18 protein-coding genes and 2 pseudogenes are annotated in these 16,374 nt (G+C 53.1%); 10 read left to right on the forward strand and 10 right to left on the reverse strand.

The window, feature by feature from the left end:
- Positions 1-267 precede the first annotated feature (267 nt).
- Positions 268-873 (reverse strand): undecaprenyl-diphosphate phosphatase, encoded by a 606-nt coding sequence (gene ybjG / locus EBC_RS09035; protein ID WP_013201483.1) that lies wholly within the window; start codon positions 871-873, stop codon positions 268-270.
- Positions 874-1,749: 876 nt separating this feature from the next.
- On the opposite strand from ybjG, the gene ybjM reads away from it, so the two are divergent.
- Positions 1,750-2,115 carry an inner membrane protein YbjM gene (gene ybjM / locus EBC_RS09040; RefSeq protein ID WP_105759691.1) on the forward strand — a complete coding sequence of 122 codons (366 nt, stop codon included), beginning with the start codon at positions 1,750-1,752 and terminating at the stop codon, positions 2,113-2,115.
- 125 nt (positions 2,116-2,240) lie between these two features.
- On the opposite strand, the gene EBC_RS09045 is transcribed toward ybjM, so the two are convergent.
- The gene (locus tag EBC_RS09045; protein WP_013201485.1) at positions 2,241-2,504 is read right to left on the reverse strand and encodes a GrxA family glutaredoxin; all 264 of its coding nucleotides are present in this window, start codon (positions 2,502-2,504) and stop codon (positions 2,241-2,243) included.
- Between the two features lie 200 nt (positions 2,505-2,704).
- Between EBC_RS09045 and EBC_RS09050 the strand changes: the two genes are divergently transcribed.
- From EBC_RS09050 to potI, 8 genes are all read left to right on the forward strand, one after another.
- Positions 2,705-2,986, forward strand: coding sequence for a DUF1418 family protein (locus EBC_RS09050; protein WP_013201486.1), 282 nt, complete (start codon positions 2,705-2,707; stop codon positions 2,984-2,986).
- Positions 2,970-3,692: an oxygen-insensitive NADPH nitroreductase gene (gene nfsA / locus EBC_RS09055; RefSeq protein ID WP_013201487.1), complete on the forward strand. Its 723-nt coding sequence runs from the start codon at positions 2,970-2,972 to the stop codon at positions 3,690-3,692. The genes EBC_RS09050 and nfsA overlap by 17 nt, the downstream gene beginning before the upstream one ends.
- A 17-nt stretch (positions 3,693-3,709) precedes the next feature.
- A complete protein-coding gene (rimK, locus tag EBC_RS09060) occupies positions 3,710-4,612 on the forward strand; it encodes a 30S ribosomal protein S6--L-glutamate ligase (protein ID WP_013201488.1) in 903 nt (300 codons plus the stop codon).
- An 86-nt stretch (positions 4,613-4,698) separates the two neighbouring features.
- Positions 4,699-5,178: a YbjN domain-containing protein gene (locus EBC_RS09065; protein ID WP_013201489.1), complete on the forward strand. Its 480-nt coding sequence runs from the start codon at positions 4,699-4,701 to the stop codon at positions 5,176-5,178.
- A gap of 429 nt (positions 5,179-5,607) precedes the next feature.
- Complete coding sequence (gene potF, locus EBC_RS09070; RefSeq protein ID WP_013201490.1) at positions 5,608-6,717, forward strand: spermidine/putrescine ABC transporter substrate-binding protein PotF; 1,110 nt, start codon at positions 5,608-5,610, stop codon at positions 6,715-6,717.
- 121 nt (positions 6,718-6,838) lie between these two features.
- The gene (gene potG, locus EBC_RS09075; protein WP_157868053.1) at positions 6,839-7,972 is read left to right on the forward strand and encodes a putrescine ABC transporter ATP-binding subunit PotG; all 1,134 of its coding nucleotides are present in this window, start codon (positions 6,839-6,841) and stop codon (positions 7,970-7,972) included.
- Between the two features lie 10 nt (positions 7,973-7,982).
- The gene (gene potH, locus EBC_RS09080) at positions 7,983-8,945 is read left to right on the forward strand and encodes a putrescine ABC transporter permease PotH (protein WP_013201492.1); all 963 of its coding nucleotides are present in this window, start codon (positions 7,983-7,985) and stop codon (positions 8,943-8,945) included.
- Complete coding sequence (potI, locus tag EBC_RS09085) at positions 8,942-9,784, forward strand: putrescine ABC transporter permease PotI (protein ID WP_013201493.1); 843 nt, start codon at positions 8,942-8,944, stop codon at positions 9,782-9,784. The genes potH and potI overlap by 4 nt, the downstream gene beginning before the upstream one ends.
- A gap of 79 nt (positions 9,785-9,863) precedes the next feature.
- Here potI and EBC_RS09090 read toward each other — a convergent pair whose 3' ends face one another.
- From EBC_RS09090 to EBC_RS09095, 3 genes and pseudogenes are all read right to left on the reverse strand, one after another.
- The gene (locus tag EBC_RS09090) at positions 9,864-10,967 is read right to left on the reverse strand and encodes a M20 peptidase aminoacylase family protein (RefSeq protein WP_013201494.1); all 1,104 of its coding nucleotides are present in this window, start codon (positions 10,965-10,967) and stop codon (positions 9,864-9,866) included.
- A 24-nt stretch (positions 10,968-10,991) separates the two neighbouring features.
- Positions 10,992-11,236 (reverse strand): annotated as a pseudogene (locus EBC_RS25735) (hypothetical protein).
- Positions 11,222-11,527: pseudogene (locus tag EBC_RS09095) on the reverse strand (nucleoside recognition domain-containing protein); the annotation flags it as partial. The pseudogenes EBC_RS25735 and EBC_RS09095, both read right to left, overlap by 15 nt.
- A gap of 399 nt (positions 11,528-11,926) precedes the next feature.
- Between EBC_RS09095 and EBC_RS09100 the strand changes: the two are divergent.
- Positions 11,927-12,406 (forward strand): YbjO family protein, encoded by a 480-nt coding sequence (locus tag EBC_RS09100; RefSeq protein ID WP_013201496.1) that lies wholly within the window; start codon positions 11,927-11,929, stop codon positions 12,404-12,406.
- 60 nt (positions 12,407-12,466) lie between these two features.
- Here the strand turns inward: EBC_RS09100 and EBC_RS09105 are convergent, their stop codons facing one another.
- From EBC_RS09105 to artP, 5 genes are all read right to left on the reverse strand, one after another.
- Positions 12,467-13,204, reverse strand: coding sequence for a transporter substrate-binding domain-containing protein (locus tag EBC_RS09105; protein WP_013201497.1), 738 nt, complete (start codon positions 13,202-13,204; stop codon positions 12,467-12,469).
- 125 nt (positions 13,205-13,329) lie between these two features.
- Positions 13,330-13,998, reverse strand: coding sequence for an arginine ABC transporter permease ArtM (artM, locus tag EBC_RS09110; RefSeq protein WP_013201498.1), 669 nt, complete (start codon positions 13,996-13,998; stop codon positions 13,330-13,332).
- The gene (artQ, locus tag EBC_RS09115; RefSeq protein WP_013201499.1) at positions 13,998-14,714 is read right to left on the reverse strand and encodes an arginine ABC transporter permease ArtQ; all 717 of its coding nucleotides are present in this window, start codon (positions 14,712-14,714) and stop codon (positions 13,998-14,000) included. Before artQ ends, artM begins: the two co-directional genes overlap by 1 nt.
- 7 nt (positions 14,715-14,721) lie before the next feature.
- The gene (artJ, locus tag EBC_RS09120) at positions 14,722-15,453 is read right to left on the reverse strand and encodes an arginine ABC transporter substrate-binding protein (RefSeq protein ID WP_041691955.1); all 732 of its coding nucleotides are present in this window, start codon (positions 15,451-15,453) and stop codon (positions 14,722-14,724) included.
- Between the two features lie 14 nt (positions 15,454-15,467).
- Positions 15,468-16,196, reverse strand: coding sequence for an arginine ABC transporter ATP-binding protein ArtP (gene artP / locus EBC_RS09125; RefSeq protein WP_013201501.1), 729 nt, complete (start codon positions 16,194-16,196; stop codon positions 15,468-15,470).
- Between the last annotated feature and the right edge of the window lie 178 nt (positions 16,197-16,374).

A 16,374-nucleotide genomic window follows, 5' to 3' on the forward strand; every position in this document is an offset into this window, starting at 1 on the left:
TGGTTTTATATTGCTGCTGTGGTTTTTTAGACTGGGATTTTACTGATTGGAGTTGGTTAAATAATGTTCATCTGATCGTTTTTTAACGATTTACCAACATTAAATATGATGTAAATCAATACAATAGATTTTAAGGCGGGAGCAAAAGTTAACTAATATCCTGGCTTGCGCAACACGAGAGCTAAATTCACCGAATATGAGATCGCGTTGCGCAATAAAACTGCCGCTTCTTTAACCATGCAGCGAATAAGCACTTATCCGCAACCGCTAATTGCGCACCCAGCCTTTACGAATGGGGAAGGCGAACAGCAGTCGATATATCGTCGAGATATTCTGTAACAGGCGGCGGCCACAAAAAAGCCAGGCAACCTGCGCAAACAAACAGGAGAGCGCACCCACCAGCAATCCTCCCAGCATATCCATTGGCCAGTGTACGCCAAGGTAAATACGGGACCAGGCAATGGCGGCACCCATCAGCAATAACACGGCACCTGACCAGCGACGATGCCAGCAGAAGAAGGCAATGGCGAAGGTGAAAATGGCGGTGCCGTGGTCACTTGGGTAAGAGTCATCTGGCGCATGCGGCAGGAACTGATGACCCAGACCCACCACAAAAGGTCGCGCATGGGGGAATAAATTGCCGATGCACCAGGAGATAGTCAGCGCATAACCCAGCGCTATGCCCGTTTTCAACACCAGCTTACGCTGTGAACCCACTTCGCGCTCTGGTCCCCACAGCCACATGGCGACTATCAACACAGGCACAATGGCAATCAGGTCGCGCGCGATAAACGTTGCCAGGGAAATCAGCCAGTCCGGTGAGGCCGGCATTGCGTTTATCCACAGAAAAAGCATGCGGTTCAGCGCTTCCATCGTTATTTATTCCTCGTTTTAAAAAGGTGTAAGACACACCTAAAGTCCATCTCTCCAGCCAAACCTGTCAGCCAGTTGATCAAAGGGGTAAAAGGCGTTCGGCAGCGGCGCCTAACGGCGATGCCAGTACGCTGTCCTGCGTGACATCGAAGGCAAGTGGCCTGCAGGATCAGTCAGATAAGATAAAAGCACCGCACAAGAAGATAAATAGACTCTCTCCTATTTGACAGTCTGGTTGTGCTTTTGTTAAGAATTGATGACAGTTTACTGTCAGCCCGAGAAAGGGAGAGCAAAGATTTGGGTGGGGTTAAAAAAGGGATCATCATGCGGAATAACTAAGATTACTCTGAAGTAGAAAGAAAAAAACCCGCCAATCATATGATTAACGGGCTCCACAATTTAGGGGATTTCAAAGAAAAGCAGTGGCACTAATTAGGACTGCGGCAAAATGCAAAAGTTCTGATCTGCACAGAAATATTTTTTTTCGCATAAGGAAGAAGGGGTAACCGGAAATTAGGGGAATTTGGCGCTTAAGAAATTTCTCAATAAAACCGCAGGTTAGGCTTAAGTCTGCACCACTCATAAACACCATGTCATTTCGATTTAACAACTTTGCGACCTTTTACTGCCTCATGTAACGTCCTGTTTACCAGTAACCTGTTGAAGTTAATCGGGATTTATCTTATATTGCGTCGCTGCCAGCAGAGTAGCGGTAATATTCCGGGATACCCTGAATAACAGCCAGCAATCAAAAACTGTTTTTGACACTTTCGTATCACTTTTTCAGCCAGTCATCGCCGCGACGTAAGTTACGGTAGTTTTTTACTCGTTAACTGCATTACATAGCCGGGAGAAGATCCTATGGTATTTAAAGGGATGTCCTGGACAGGCGTCATTGCTTGTTTTGTCCTTTACTGCCTCGTTTTTGTCGCCGTGAGATATGAAATGAGTGTCGACAGCATTATTCAGGAAAAACCCCGCCTGGGCCTGCTGATGTTTGCCTTGCCTGGGGCAATTGCCGCCTTAACCTCGAAAGAAGCGCCGCTGACGGTGGCGCTGGCGGGAGCCCTGCTGGCCACGCCTGTTTTCTGGCTTATTCTGCATTTTTCGCTGGCGGCAGCCAGCCCGGTATTACAAGAACTGGCCTTTATCACCAGTGCGATTTTCTGGTGTGGATCCGGTGCGCTGTTGGTGATGCTGTCCCGCACGTTGCTGGGCGATGAAGATCATACCCGGCACTGACAGCCTAAGCGCCGGCTGCGGTAAGAGCAGGCAAAAGTGACAAACTGCAGGCAATAAAAAAGGTCGATAAATATCGACCTTTTTTTACGTCTTCAGCAGGCTTATAAACAGCCAGCGGAGAAATCTTACTGGAACAGGCCCAGGTTCTCTTTGGCGTAAGCTTCGAAATCAGTGCAACCACCAATGTGTTTCTCGTCGAGGAAAATCTGCGGCACAGTTTCGACTGGCTTGCCGACGGTTTTTTCCAGGTCCGCTTTGGTGATCCCTTCGGCGTGGATGTCCACATAGCTAAAGGAGAAGTCTTCGCGCTCGGCGGTCAGCTTTTCAGCCAGCTCTTTCGCACGGACACAGTAAGGGCAGCCAGGGCGTCCAAAAATCACTGCAAACATAGGTTTCTCCTCAAAGGTCAAAATTTATGTGATGTACATCACACTTCATCAGTTAATGCCGAATATGATGCCCGCTTCACGCAGGGAAGGGAAGAAGGAATTACCTGTTGATCTGATTCGTACAGGCTATGCACAACGCTGCGGGATAGGCTTTAATAACCTGATAAAGGATAGAGCACCCCCTACAGAGGAGATACGCCATGCGTGCTTTTAGTCAGCTACCCAAATCCATTCTACTGCTGGAAGGGCTGGGGGGTATTTTGCTGGTGCTCTCTTACTTCACGCTGCACCGGATGCTACCCTTACCGGCACCTTTTTCCGGCCCGCTGGCCGCCACCGTGATGATTTTCGTCGGGATTGCGATGATGCTACCCGCGGCGCTGATGATGATGTGTCGCACGGCTAAAGCGATGGCGCCGGAACTTTTTAACGCTAAGCGTGATGATGTTAAACCAGGAGAGAAGCATGACCCCGACCATTGAGCTACAGCGCTCGCACCGATCGATTCGATCGTTTACCGACCAGCCGATGTCTGACCCGCAACGCGAGGCCATCCTGTCGGCGGCTCAGTCAGCCTCAAGCTCAAGCTTTTTGCAGTGTTCATCCATTATCCGCATTACCGATAAGGCGCTGCGTGAAAAACTGGTTGGCCTGACCGGCGGTCAAAAATATGTCGGAACGGCTGCGGAGTTCTGGGTGTTCTGCGCCGATTTTAATCGCCTGCTGCAGATTTGCCCTGAAGCCCAGTTAGGCCTGGCGGAACAGCTGCTGTTAGGCAGCGTAGACACGGCATTGATGGGACAAAATGCGATGCTCGCCGCAGAATCCCTCGGCCTGGGTGGCGTCTTTATTGGTGGTATCCGTAACAGCATCGCCGAAGTGACCGAACTCCTGGGCCTGCCGAAATTTGTGCTGCCGCTGTTTGGTCTTTGCCTTGGCACGCCCGCGCAGACGCCACAGTTGAAACCGCGTATGCCGTTGGCGATGCTGGTGCACGAGAACCATTACCAGCCGATTGATGCGCAGGTGCTTGCCGCCTACGATGGCGAGCAGGAAGAATATTATCTTTCCCGCGAGAGCAATCCGCGTCGCGAAAGCTGGAGTGAGCACATCCAGAAAACCATCGTTAAAGAGAGCCGTCCGTTTATGCTGGACTACCTGCATAAGCAGGGTTGGGCAACGCGTTAAGTTCCCTGGAGGCAGCTGTGAAAATAGCGATTCTTTCCCGAGATGGCTCGCTTTACTCGTGCAAACGTCTGCTTGAGGCCGCGCGAAAGCGTGGCCACAGCGTCGAAGTGATCGATCCGCTCTCCTGCTATATGAACATCAATCCCGGTTCGTCGGCCATTCATTACCGTGGCAAGCAGCTGGCCCATTTTGATGCGGTGATCCCGCGCATTGGTTCGGCGATTACCTTTTATGGCACGGCGGTGCTACGCCAGTTTGAAGTCTGTGGCAGCTATCCGTTGAATGAGTCTGTGGCCATCACCCGCGCGCGTGACAAGCTGCGGTCGCTGCAGTTGCTGGCGCGGCAGGGCATTGATATGCCGGTCACCGGCTTTGCCCATTCGCCTGATGACACCAGCGATTTGATTAAAATGGTCGGTGGCGCACCGCTGGTGGTGAAGCTGGTAGAGGGCACTCAGGGAATTGGTGTAGTGCTGGCGGAAACGCGTCAGGCAGCCGAAAGCGTTATCGATGCTTTCCGTGGACTGAATGCGCATATTCTGGTGCAGGAATTCATTAAAGAAGCTGAAGGTCGGGATATTCGCTGCCTGGTGATTGGCGGTGAAGTAGTGGCGGCCATTGAGCGGTCAGCGAAAGAAGGGGATTTCCGTTCTAACCTTCATCGCGGCGGCACCGCACGCAGCATCGAAATTACCGGACGCGAGCGCGAAATGGCGATTAACGCGGCGTCCACGCTTGGACTGGACGTGGCGGGCGTGGATATTCTGCGGGCGAAACGTGGGCCGCTGGTGATGGAAGTGAACGCCTCTCCCGGGCTGGAAGGAATTGAAAAGACAACCGGTTTGGATATTGCCGCAATGATGATTGGCTGGATTGAGCAACAGGCGCGCCCCGGCTTCTGTCTGAAAACCGGCGGATAAGCGCATATTTCTGTCACAATCGTGGTGTTTAACGGCGTTTTTCCGTAAGCTAGGCCGCAATTTTAAGGCGGTAAGAGAGAAAGCACATGGATTCACTCGTCGTTCCAGATATTGACGTGATACGACGTTGGCTGGATCAGCAAAGCATCACCTGGTTTGAGTGCGACTCTTGTCAGGCGCTTCACCTGCCGCATATGCAAAATTTCGACGGGGTGTTTGATGCCAAGCTCGATTTGGTCGACAACGTCATTCTGTTTTCAGCGCTGGCTGAGGTTAAACCCACTGCGCTGATCCCGCTGGTTGGCGATCTTTCGCAGATCAACGCCAGCTCGCTGACCATTAAGGCCTTCCTGGATATTCAGGATGACAACTTGCCTAAGCTGATCGTTTGCCAGTCATTGACGGTCGCTGCGGGCATCACCTACGGGCAATTTGCGCACTTTATGAAGCAGAGTGAAGAGCAAATCTCGATGGTGGTTCTGGAAGCGTTTGCCAACCAACTGTTGATCCCAGGCGAGGAAGACGACCGTACCGAAATCGTCTCTTCCCATTCGATCCTGCACTAAATTCCATCCTCTCTTCTCTGTCGGGTTGATCGCTGATTAACCCGTCCTCCGCTTTGCCCGCCGTTTATTTATTCACTCTCCTTTAACTGTTGCTATTTTCCCCAGTTGATTCGCCTGAACAACCATTTTTTATTCTGCTTTATAGCCTAAAATGCCAGATATCTGTCGCCGTTTATGCCGCCTTTGGCGTATCACATAGAGGAAACATGCATTAAAAATCGATAAAAGGCGTTTTTTACGCGGAGGGCTGGCCTGAGGGCAGCAGGGGGGCTATTCTTGCCAGGCTGCATTTCGCATGCAACGTCGCTTCAGGTATAGGTTTTTTCTATTTAACAGCACCATGAATAGTCATTCATTATAGGGCCATGTTCTGGCCGGCTGAGCCTGTGCCTCTGTTTGTAATTATCCCTGTTCAGGAGAATGGAAAACATGTTCAACCAACGTAAGAAATGGTTGTCAGGTGTGGTTGCTGGCGTGTTGATGGCGGCTTCCGCTGGCGCAGGTGCTGCTGATAAGACGCTGCATGTCTATAACTGGTCAGACTATATTTCCCCGGATACCGTACCGAACTTTGAAAAACAAACCGGTATCAAAGTGGTCTATGACGTGTTTGACTCCAACGAAGTGCTCGAAGGCAAGCTGATGGCCGGTAGCACCGGTTATGACGTGGTGGTGCCGTCTTCCAGCTTCCTGGCGCGTCAGCTGCAGTCCGGCGTCTTCCAGCCTCTGGATAAGAGCAAACTGCCTAATTACAAAAACCTCGATCCGGACATTTTGAAAAAGCTGGATCAGCACGATCCGGGCAACAAATACGCCATCCCTTACCTGTGGGCGACCACCGGTATCGGCTATAACGTTGATAAAGTTAAAGCGGCGCTGGGCAAAGATGCCCCGGTCGACAGCTGGGATCTGGTGCTGAAACCGGAAAACCTGGAAAAACTAAAAAGCTGCGGCGTGTCGTTCCTCGATGCACCGGAAGAGATCTTCGCCACCGTACTGAACTACCTCGGCAAAGATCCGAACAGCACCGATCCTAAAGATTACTCTGGTGCGGCCACCGACCTGCTGCTGAAGCTGCGTCCGAGCATCCGTTATTTCCACTCTTCTCAATACATTAACGACCTGGCAAATGGCAACACCTGCGTGGCGATTGGCTGGGCGGGTGACGTTCTGCAGGCGAAAAACCGTGCGATTGAAGCGAAAAACGGCGTTCACCTGGCGTACAGCATTCCTAAAGAAGGTGCGCTGGCGTTCTTCGATATGCTGGCGATCCCTAAAGATGCCAAAAACGTCGATGAAGCTTACCAGTTCCTCAACTATCTGATGGAGCCGAAGGTCATTGCTGACGTCTCTAACAAGGTGTTCTATGCCAACGGAAACAAAGCTTCCGTTCCGCTGATCAATGAAGATATCCGCAACAACCCTGGCATCTTCCCAACGCCAGAAACCATGGCGAAACTGTTCGTGCTGAAAGTACAGGATCCGAAACTTGACCGTGTGCGTACGCGCGCATGGACTAAAGTTAAAAGTGGTAAGTAACAGACATTAGTGGATTTGACTCACTTTTGATCGTGCAACAGAGGCGCAGTGACTGGCCTCTGTTTTGTCTTTTATACGGCTGAGATGCCGTATTCTCTCAAGCCGCCGGAGAGTAATGGTAGTGAACGACGCGATCGCCCGTCCGCAACAAAAAGCAGCCAAGGCCTTAACGCCACTGCTCGAGATCCGCAATCTGACCAAGTCTTTCGACGGTCAACATGCGGTTGATGATGTCAACCTGACGATCTACAAAGGTGAGATTTTTGCACTGCTTGGCGCCTCAGGCTGCGGCAAATCGACGCTGCTACGTATGCTGGCAGGATTCGAGCCGCCAACCTCCGGGCAGATTATGCTGGATGGCCAGGATCTCTCCCACGTGCCGCCTTACCAGCGCCCAATTAATATGATGTTCCAGTCTTACGCGCTGTTCCCACACATGACGGTGGAGCAGAATATCGCCTTCGGCCTGAAGCAGGACCGGCTGGCAAAAGACGAGATCACCAGCCGCGTGGCAGAAATGCTGACGCTGGTGCATATGCAGGAGTTTGCTAAACGCAAACCGCATCAACTTTCTGGAGGACAGCGCCAGCGTGTGGCGTTGGCCCGCAGCCTGGCTAAACGTCCTAAGCTGCTACTGCTGGATGAGCCAATGGGCGCGCTGGATAAGAAGCTGCGCGACCGTATGCAGCATGAAGTGGTCGATATTCTGGAGCGCGTCGGTGCAACCTGCGTAATGGTGACCCACGACCAGGAAGAAGCGATGACCATGGCCGGCCGTATTGCGATCATGAACCGTGGCAAGTTCGTGCAAATCGGCGAGCCGGAAGAGATTTATGAGCATCCGACCACCCGCTACAGCGCGGAATTTATCGGATCGGTAAACCTGTTCGAAGGGATTTTACGTGAGCGTCAGGCCGATGGTCTGGTGATTGAAAGCCTAGGGCTGATCCATCCTCTAAAGGTCGATTCTGATGCCTCCGTGGTGGACGGCGTGCCGGTGCACGTCGCGCTGCGTCCTGAGAAAGTCATGCTGTGTGAAGAGGTTCCGGCAGACGGTTGCAACTTCGCGGTCGGTGAAGTGGTGCACATTGCCTATCTGGGCGATCTGTCGATTTACCATGTGCGCCTGCGCAGCGGTCAGATGATCAGTGCTCAGTTACAGAACGCCCATCGCTTCCGCAAGGGTGCGCCAACCTGGGGGGACGAAGTGCGTCTCTGTTGGGAAGCGGACAGTTGCGTGGTTCTGACGGTGTAGTGGGGGAGTGATGAGCGAGAATTCTTCGAGAACGACCGAGCCACCAACCCGACAGCAGGGTGCTTTTAGCGCGCTTCTCGGCCGGTTGCAGATGAAACAGGGCCGCAAGCTGGTTATTGCACTGCCTTATTTGTGGCTGATACTGCTGTTCCTGCTGCCATTTTTGATCGTGCTGAAAATCAGCTTCGCTGATATTGCGCGCGCGATCCCACCGTATACCGATTTAGTGACCTGGGCCGATGGTCAGCTGACCATGGTAATGAATCTGGGCAACTACATCACGCTGACAGACGATCCGCTGTACGTGGATGCGTATCTGCACTCGTTGCAGGTCGCCGCGATCTCGACGGTTGTTTGTCTGCTGATTGGCTACCCGCTGGCGTGGGCAGTGGCGCACAGTTCACCGTCAACGCGTAATATTCTACTGTTACTGGTGATCTTGCCTTCCTGGACCTCGTTCCTGGTGCGCGTGTATGCCTGGATGGGCATTCTGAATGACAACGGTATTCTGAACCGCTTCCTGATGTGGACCGGCATTACCGATCATCCGATCGCCATTCTGTATACCAATCTGGCGGTCTATATCGGCATCGTGTACTGCTATTTACCGTTTATGGTGTTGCCGATTTATACCGCGTTAACGCGTATCGATTATTCGCTGGTGGAAGCGTCGCTGGACCTTGGCGCGCGTCCGATGAAAACCTTTTTTAGCGTGATTGTGCCGTTGACCAAAGGCGGCATTATCGCCGGTTCCATGCTGGTGTTTATCCCTGCGGTGGGTGAGTACGTGATCCCCGAACTGCTGGGCGGCCCTGACAGTATTATGATCGGTCGCGTGCTCTGGCAGGAGTTCTTTAATAACCGTGACTGGCCGGTAGCGTCGGCACTGGCGGTGATTATTCTGCTGATTTTGATCCTGCCGATTATCTGGTTCCATAAGCATCAGAATAAAGAGCTGGGGGAAACGAAATGACTACCTTACCCACCATTCGTTCTCCATGGCGCACGGCGATCCTCGTGGTGTGCTTCTTCTTCCTGTATGCGCCGATGGCGTTGCTGGTGATCTATTCGTTTAACTCCTCGCAACTGGCGGCATGGGAGAGTTTCTCCCTGCACTGGTATAACGTGTTGTTCCATGATGATGCGATGATCAGCGCGGTGACCCTGAGCCTGAGCATTGCCGCGCTGGCGGCAACGGCGGCGTCGGTCCTGGGCACCATTGCGGCGGTGATTATCGTGCGGTTTGGTCGCTTTAAAGGCTCAACCGGATTTGCGTTTATGCTGACCGCACCATTGGTGATGCCCGATGTGATCACCGGCCTGTCGTTACTGCTGCTGTTTGTTGCGATGGCCAATACCTTTGGCTGGCCTGCCGACCGCGGAATGCTGACTATCTGGCTGGCGCACGTCACCTTCTGTACCGCTTATGTGGCGGTGGTGATCAACTCGCGTCTGCGCGAGCTTGACCGCTCCATTGAAGAAGCGGCGATGGATTTGGGTGCCACACCGTTGAAGGTGTTCTTTGTGATTACCGTTCCGATGATCGCCCCGGCGATTGTCACCGGCTGGCTGCTGGCCTTTACGCTGTCGCTGGATGACCTGGTAATTTCCAGCTTTGTCACCGGGCCAGGTGCCACCACCTTGCCGATGCAGATCTTTGCAACGGTTCGCCGTGGCGTGAACCCGGAAATCAACGCGCTGGCGTCGTTAATCCTTTTTGTGGTGGGCATCGTGGGCTTTATCGCCTGGCGCTTTATGGCGCACGAAGAGAAGCAGCGGCTGCGTGATATTCAAAAGGCGCGAGGCGGTTAAGTAGCGTTAGCGCTCTGTAAGGCGATTTTTGCCGCCACCCACTGTCGTATTTGGGTGGCGGCAAACTGTCAGAGCGAGGCTATCCGAGGACCTTCTTCACGCAGGCTTTAAACACCTTGATGCCGACAGGCAGCGAGTTCAGGTCGAAATGCATATCGGGATGATGCAGGCCCGGCACTAATCCCGTCCCTAATCCCCAGAAACCGGACTTGACCTCAGGGCGCTGCACCGCATAGTGGAAGAAGTCTTCGCTACCCGGCGTGGAACGGACCGGCATCAACGCCTCTTCACCCAGCACCTCTTTGATTGACGCCGAAATCAGCGCGGTCATCTCATCATCAATCTCTGCCGCTGGCATCGATTTCAGAACGACGATATGCGCGGTTGCGCCATAAGCGGCGACGCTGTGCTGAACGGCTTTTTCTACCCGCGCCTGCAACACCTCCATATCTTCATTTTCCGCTGCGCGAAGATCGAATACCACGCGGGCTTCATCGGGAATGGAGTTGGTCACGCCGGCATCGCACAGGAAGCGGGTGGCTTTAGCACTCCAGCTCTTACCGGGTGCCATATGCACGCCATTAACGGCCTGCACCGCGGCGGCACCGGCATCAAGCGCATTAATCCCAAGGTGAGGGCGCGCGCCGTGTGCCGTCTGGCCGCGGATGGTCGCTTCAATGGTGACACAGGCGGAATAATAGACCGCCGGAATGGCTGTGCCGACTTCGCACTCTTCTGCCGGACGCAGGTGGAAGCCCAGAATCATGTCGACATCGTCGATGGCGCCGCCGGCAATCATCGCCAGCGCACCGGTGCCTAACTCTTCTGCAGGCTGGAAGATCAGCTTCAGGCGGCCTTTTTTCACCGCGCCTTCAGCAATCAACTCCTGCGCCGCAGTCAGCACAACCGAGGAATGGCCGTCATGACCACAGGTATGACGTGCACAGGCTTCGCCATTAATGATATGGCCCAGCGCATCCATGTCTGCCCGCAGAGCGAGGGTAGGGCCCGGCACGCCGCTGTCCAGCACGGCGACGATACCCGTGGTGCCATTAAAGTTGTCCTGCACCGCATAACCTGCTGCTTTAAGCTGCTGGCTGATATAGGCCGAGGTTTTAAATTCCTGGAATCCCAGTTCAGGGATCTCATGCAGATAAGCGTAATGTTCTAAAACTTTTAACACGTTAAGCACTCCATTTATCAGTTATCAGGCAACCACTCGCATGACCAACATCGAGATGACCGCATTCAGGATGCTGGTCACCAACGGCAGTGGCCAGTACTTCTTCGGCACGTCGGACACACCCAGCAGACGGCCCATGTATTGTCACTGTGCGGTGCAAACACCTTACCAATAAAGCCCATAATCCCGGGTAAATTTAGCATCTCCGCAATCACATACGCCATCACCACATTCGGCAATAAATTTTGAATGGCGATCCGCGGGATCAATACCGGAATCGACAGAGAAACAAATAGTGCTGAGCCAATGGCAAAATAGTTATTGATTAATCCCGCACCGGAATACTGCCAGGCCGCCATAATAACCCCGTCCTTTTTGCTGATTTGCTTCTCGTCATACAGTTCTTTGGTTAATGCTGCGCCTGCATCGGTACTTTGCAAATCGGTAATTAGCGCCAGGCCGGATCGACCCGGCAAACCTAAAACAGGTTTTAATAACGGCGTGAGTAATTTATGCGCAGCGCGGATGGCACCGTAATGGGTGAATATTTCCAGCAGACCCCAATGCCGACAGTCACTCTGGCTGGCGAGCACGTTATCTCTTCCTTCATCAACGTTTCTCCTCCCAAAAATAGAAAAATGCTAATAACGCAGCAAAAAAGGGGCCCTGAGTGGCACTCTTTCGGTAATTGCGCTAAAAATAACCTGTTAACTTTCAGGTAAGGATGAATTGCAGAGTTCGTGCCAGTGTGGCTGAATTAAACAAAATAACTGTCGATAAACCCTTATTACCGCCATCGTTGCGAATGAAGGCGTAATAAAAAAAACATCATGTAATGCCGACCTTCAATATTTATCCAGTCTTATTTATCGTAAAATCAGGCAACAGGTCGGTGGACCCCCACTATCGCGCACGTGCACTGTTTTGGGGCGGAGCAACAGGTTGGTCAGGAGAGTGTCATGTCAGAGGTGTTCAGAGAGGGTAAAGCAGTCCTGAAATCACCGTCTTCAATCCCTGTGGCGGTGCTGGTGGCGGGCATCGCGGCGATCGCTACGCGCGTACTCGGCGTGGCCTTGCAGGTGCATGACTTAGGTCTGGCAGAAGTCATGAGCTTTGTTTATCGCAGTGCTCAGGCGTGGAACTCGACGTTGATTTTTATCGCCAGCCAGCTGATCTTCTTTTTTGAGCTGCGTTGCGCGGTTGCGATGATGCATGGGAAAAACTGGGGACGCTGGGGCTTTGTGATTTCTCAAATCACCGTGTTGATCTATATGTTTTGCGCGTCGATGGGCTGGATCTATCCTGAACTGTTCAGCGTCAGTGGCGAGAACAACCTGCAAATTATTCATCTGCTGATCTCGCAGAAGTTGCCCGATCTGCTGATTATCCTGCTGCTGTTTATGCCTGAAAGCAGCCGGCGATTTTTTAGGCAGCACTGAACGGCGGCACGACAGACGCCGACCTTCTGTCGGCTGAGGGAGCAATAAACCTTTTTTAAGCTAAGCCGCTGCGCCAAACCAGCGTTGGCGAAGCTTTTCCAGCGTGCCATCGTCTTTCAGGCTTTGCAGGGCTTGATTCAGGCTGTCACGCAGCTCGGTGTTGCCTTTGCGCACGGCAATCCCCAATCCTGAACCAAAGAAGCGGCTATCGGTGATCGGATCGCCGACTTTGGCCAGATGTGGATTGGTTTTCAGTAATTCCTTCACCGCCAGCGTGTCGCCAAAAATGCCATCCAGCCTGCCGTTACGAATATCCAGTAAGGCATTCTGATAATTGTCGTAGGCGACGGTAATGATCTCAGGCCAGGCCGTCATTAAATAGGCCTGCTGAGTGGTTTCCGCACCGATACCGATACGCTTACCTTTCAGCTGTTCAATATTGCTGTACAGACCCGCCCTGGCGACCAGCGTGCCCGAATTCATAAAATAAGGCTGGGTAAACTCGACCGTTTTCTTACGCTCATCGGTGATATCCAGACCGGAAATGATCGCATCATAACGGCGGAACTTTAATGACGGCAGCAGGCGTTCGAAGGTGTTATTGGTAAAAATACACTGCTTTTGCATCCGGTCGCACAGGGCTTTCGCCAGATCGATATCGAATCCGACCAGCTGATTTTCAGCAGTAAGAAATTCAAAGGGAGGATTGTTAGCGTTAGAAGCAAAACGCAGCGGTTCCGCTGCCTGAGCACAGGCACATATCGAGGTCAGTAGAAGGGTAAAAACAAACTTAAGCATCACGTACCGTCCTTGCGGTCACTTTACCTGACCATTATGCCGTGGGTGATGCCTGGGCTATCCGCGGATTAACCGCTAAAGAAGGGCTGTTTCTGACGGATACCGGTGACCTGCACCGGCATCGATCAGTTTCTGCGTTCAAAGGCCAGCGCGCGACGTTCAATTATCCGCATCATTAAGGTGAGTAAGCCGTTTACGCACAGGTAAATCAGGCCCGCTGCCGCAAATACCGTGACGTCATAAGTGCGGCCATACAGCAATTGACCGTGCCCCATCACTTCCATCAGCGTGATGGTGTAGGCCAGCGAGGTACTTTTGAACACCAGCACCACCTCATTGGAGTAAGAGGAGAGGGCGCGCTTAAAGGCATAGGGCAGCAGGATGCGCAGCGTTTCTTTGCGGTTCATACCCAGTGCGGCACAGGATTCCCACTGACCGGCAGGGATCGCCCGCATCGCGCCATAGAAAAGCTGCGTGGTGTAGGCGGCGCTGTTTAGCGACAATGCCAGCAGCGCGCAGAGCCAGGGCTGCGAGAGTAAATGCCATAACCAGGGAATGGCCTGAATTGACGGAAACTGTCCTGGCCCATAATAGATCAGGAAGATTTGCACCAGCAGCGGTGTCCCGGTAAACAGGGTGATATAGCCCCGGACTACCAGCCGCAGTACCGGCACTTTCAGCGATAAAATTACCGTGAAAATCAGCGCAAACACCAGCGCGAGGATCAGCGATGCCACGGTCAGCGTCAGACTGGTATGCAGCCCTTTCAGCAGTTCGGGTAAATAGCTCAACATCAGGTATTCCCCTGCTCAAAACGGGTCGCACGGGCATCAATACGCTTCAGCACCTGCTGGCTCAATAAGGTGATCACCAGATAGATGGCCGCGGCCATCAGATACCAGGTAAACGGCTCCTGCGTGCGGGCCGCGATGCTTTTGGTTTGCAACATAATATCGTTCACGCTGATCAGCGAGACCAGCGCCGTGTCTTTCAGCAGGACCAGCCACTGATTACCCAAGCCTGGCAGGGCATGACGCCACATCTGCGGCAGGATCAGGCGGAAGAAAATGGCCGGGGTTTTCATGCCCAGCGCCTGTCCCGATTCCCACTGCCCCACAGGGACCGCTTTCAGCGCGCCGCGAAGGGTCTGAGAAGCGTAGGAGGCGTAGAGGATCGACAGGGCGATCACCCCGCAAAGAAACGGGCTGACGTCGAAGTTCTGAATATTCACCTGCACCGGGAAGCTGAACAGCCCCAGATTGACGGTGAAACCATCGGACAGGGTCAGCAGCAGTTGCGAGGCACCAAAATAGACGAACAGCACCACCAGGATCTCCGGCAGGCCACGGAATAGCGTGACCAGACCGGTTCCCAGCCAGGCGACCGGACGCCAGCGGGCCGATTCCCAGGCGGCGAAAATCATCGCCAGAATCAGCCCAACGACCAGTGCAGAAACGGCAAGACCGACGGTCATGCCGGCGGCGCTTGCTAAAGGAGTGAGTTCATTCATTCAGAAATTACTGCTGGAACCATTTGCTGTAGATGGTTTTGTAGGTGCCGTCAGCCTTCACTTTGTCCAGTGCGGTGTTGAACTGGCCCTGCAACTCGGCGTTACCCTGACGAACCGCGATGCCCAAACCGGTGCCGAAGTAAGCCTTATCCGTCACTTTCTCGCCCACTGGTGCCAGGTTTGCGTTCTGCTTCAGCCATTCGTTCACCACTGCGGTGTCACCGAATACCGCATCGATACGGCCATTTTTCAGGTCGAGGATCGCATTCTGATAGCTGTCGTAAGGAACGGCATTCACGCCGGTCATTTTTTCGGTCAGGTATTTCTGATGCGTGGTGCCGTTCTGTACGCCAACACGTTTGCCTTTCAACGCATCAACCGAAGCCACTTTGCCTTTCTGCGCAATAAACAGAGCAGAGTTGTCATAGTAAGCTTTGGAGAACAGAACCTGTTTCTCACGCTCAGGCGTGATGTCCATGCCGGCCATTACCGCGTCAAAACGACGGAATTTCAGGCTTGGGATCAGGCTGTCGAACGCCTGGTTAGTGAAGGTACAGGTTGCGTTCATTTCACGGCACAGCGCGTTAGCCAGATCGACATCAAAGCCCTGAATTTTGTTATCGGAATCGACAAATTCAAACGGAGGATAAGAGGCTTCGGTAGCAAAACGAATGGTCTGCGCGGCGCTCGCGCTCAGGCTTAAACCCGCTAACAGTGCGGCAAGTACGACTTTTTTCATCATTATACCCTGCATTAGTGCGATAGATAATTGGCAAACGCGTCGGTTTGCGGCTGTGTAAAGCGGCTGGCATCACCCTGTTCGACCACGTAACCGTTCTCCATGTACACCACGCGGCTGGCGGTTTTACGCGCCACTTCCACTTCGTGCGTCACGATGACCTGGGTGATGTTGGTCTGCGCCAGTTCCTGAATGATCGACACGATCTGGGCCGTAATTTCCGGATCAAGCGCGGCGGTGGGCTCATCGAACAGCAACACCGCCGGCTCCATCATTAACGCTCTGGCTATCGCCACGCGTTGCTGTTGGCCGCCGGAAAGGTGCAAAGGATAGCGGTCGGCGAATGTGGTCAGGCGCAGGCGATCCAGTAGTTTTCCGGCGCGGGCATGGGCCTGATCTTTGCTCAGCCCCAGCACGCGGCAGGGCGCTTCGATCAGGTTCTGCATCACCGTCAGGTGCGGCCAGAGATTATATTGCTGGAAGACCATACCCACGTTTTGACGCAGCTCGCGGATGGCCGCGTCTGACGGGGTTTTACTGAAGTCGATTTGATGTCCCGCAATGCTCAACGTGCCGGAACGCGGCATCTCAAGCAAATTGAGAACGCGCAGCAGAGAGCTCTTACCGGCACCGCTTGGACCCAGCAGAACCAGCGTTTCGCCCTCAGGGCACGCCAGTTGAATGTCGAACAGTGCCTGATGGGCACCATAAAAGCAGTTAATACCGTTTAGTTGAATACTCATGCGCAAAAAGTGAATAGCAATTGATGCTGCGAATCTTAACGTTGACGGCATACTTATGCAATCATCGTGCGTGAAAATACCTTTATGCCTGCTGTAAACTAAAAGGCTAGCACAAGATCGCGTGCTTTAAGCGGATTTGCCCGGGAAGATGCAAGAACTGCGAGAGCGATCGTGCCAT

The organism is Erwinia billingiae Eb661, assembly GCF_000196615.1.
GTDB lineage: Bacteria > Pseudomonadota > Gammaproteobacteria > Enterobacterales > Enterobacteriaceae > Erwinia > Erwinia billingiae.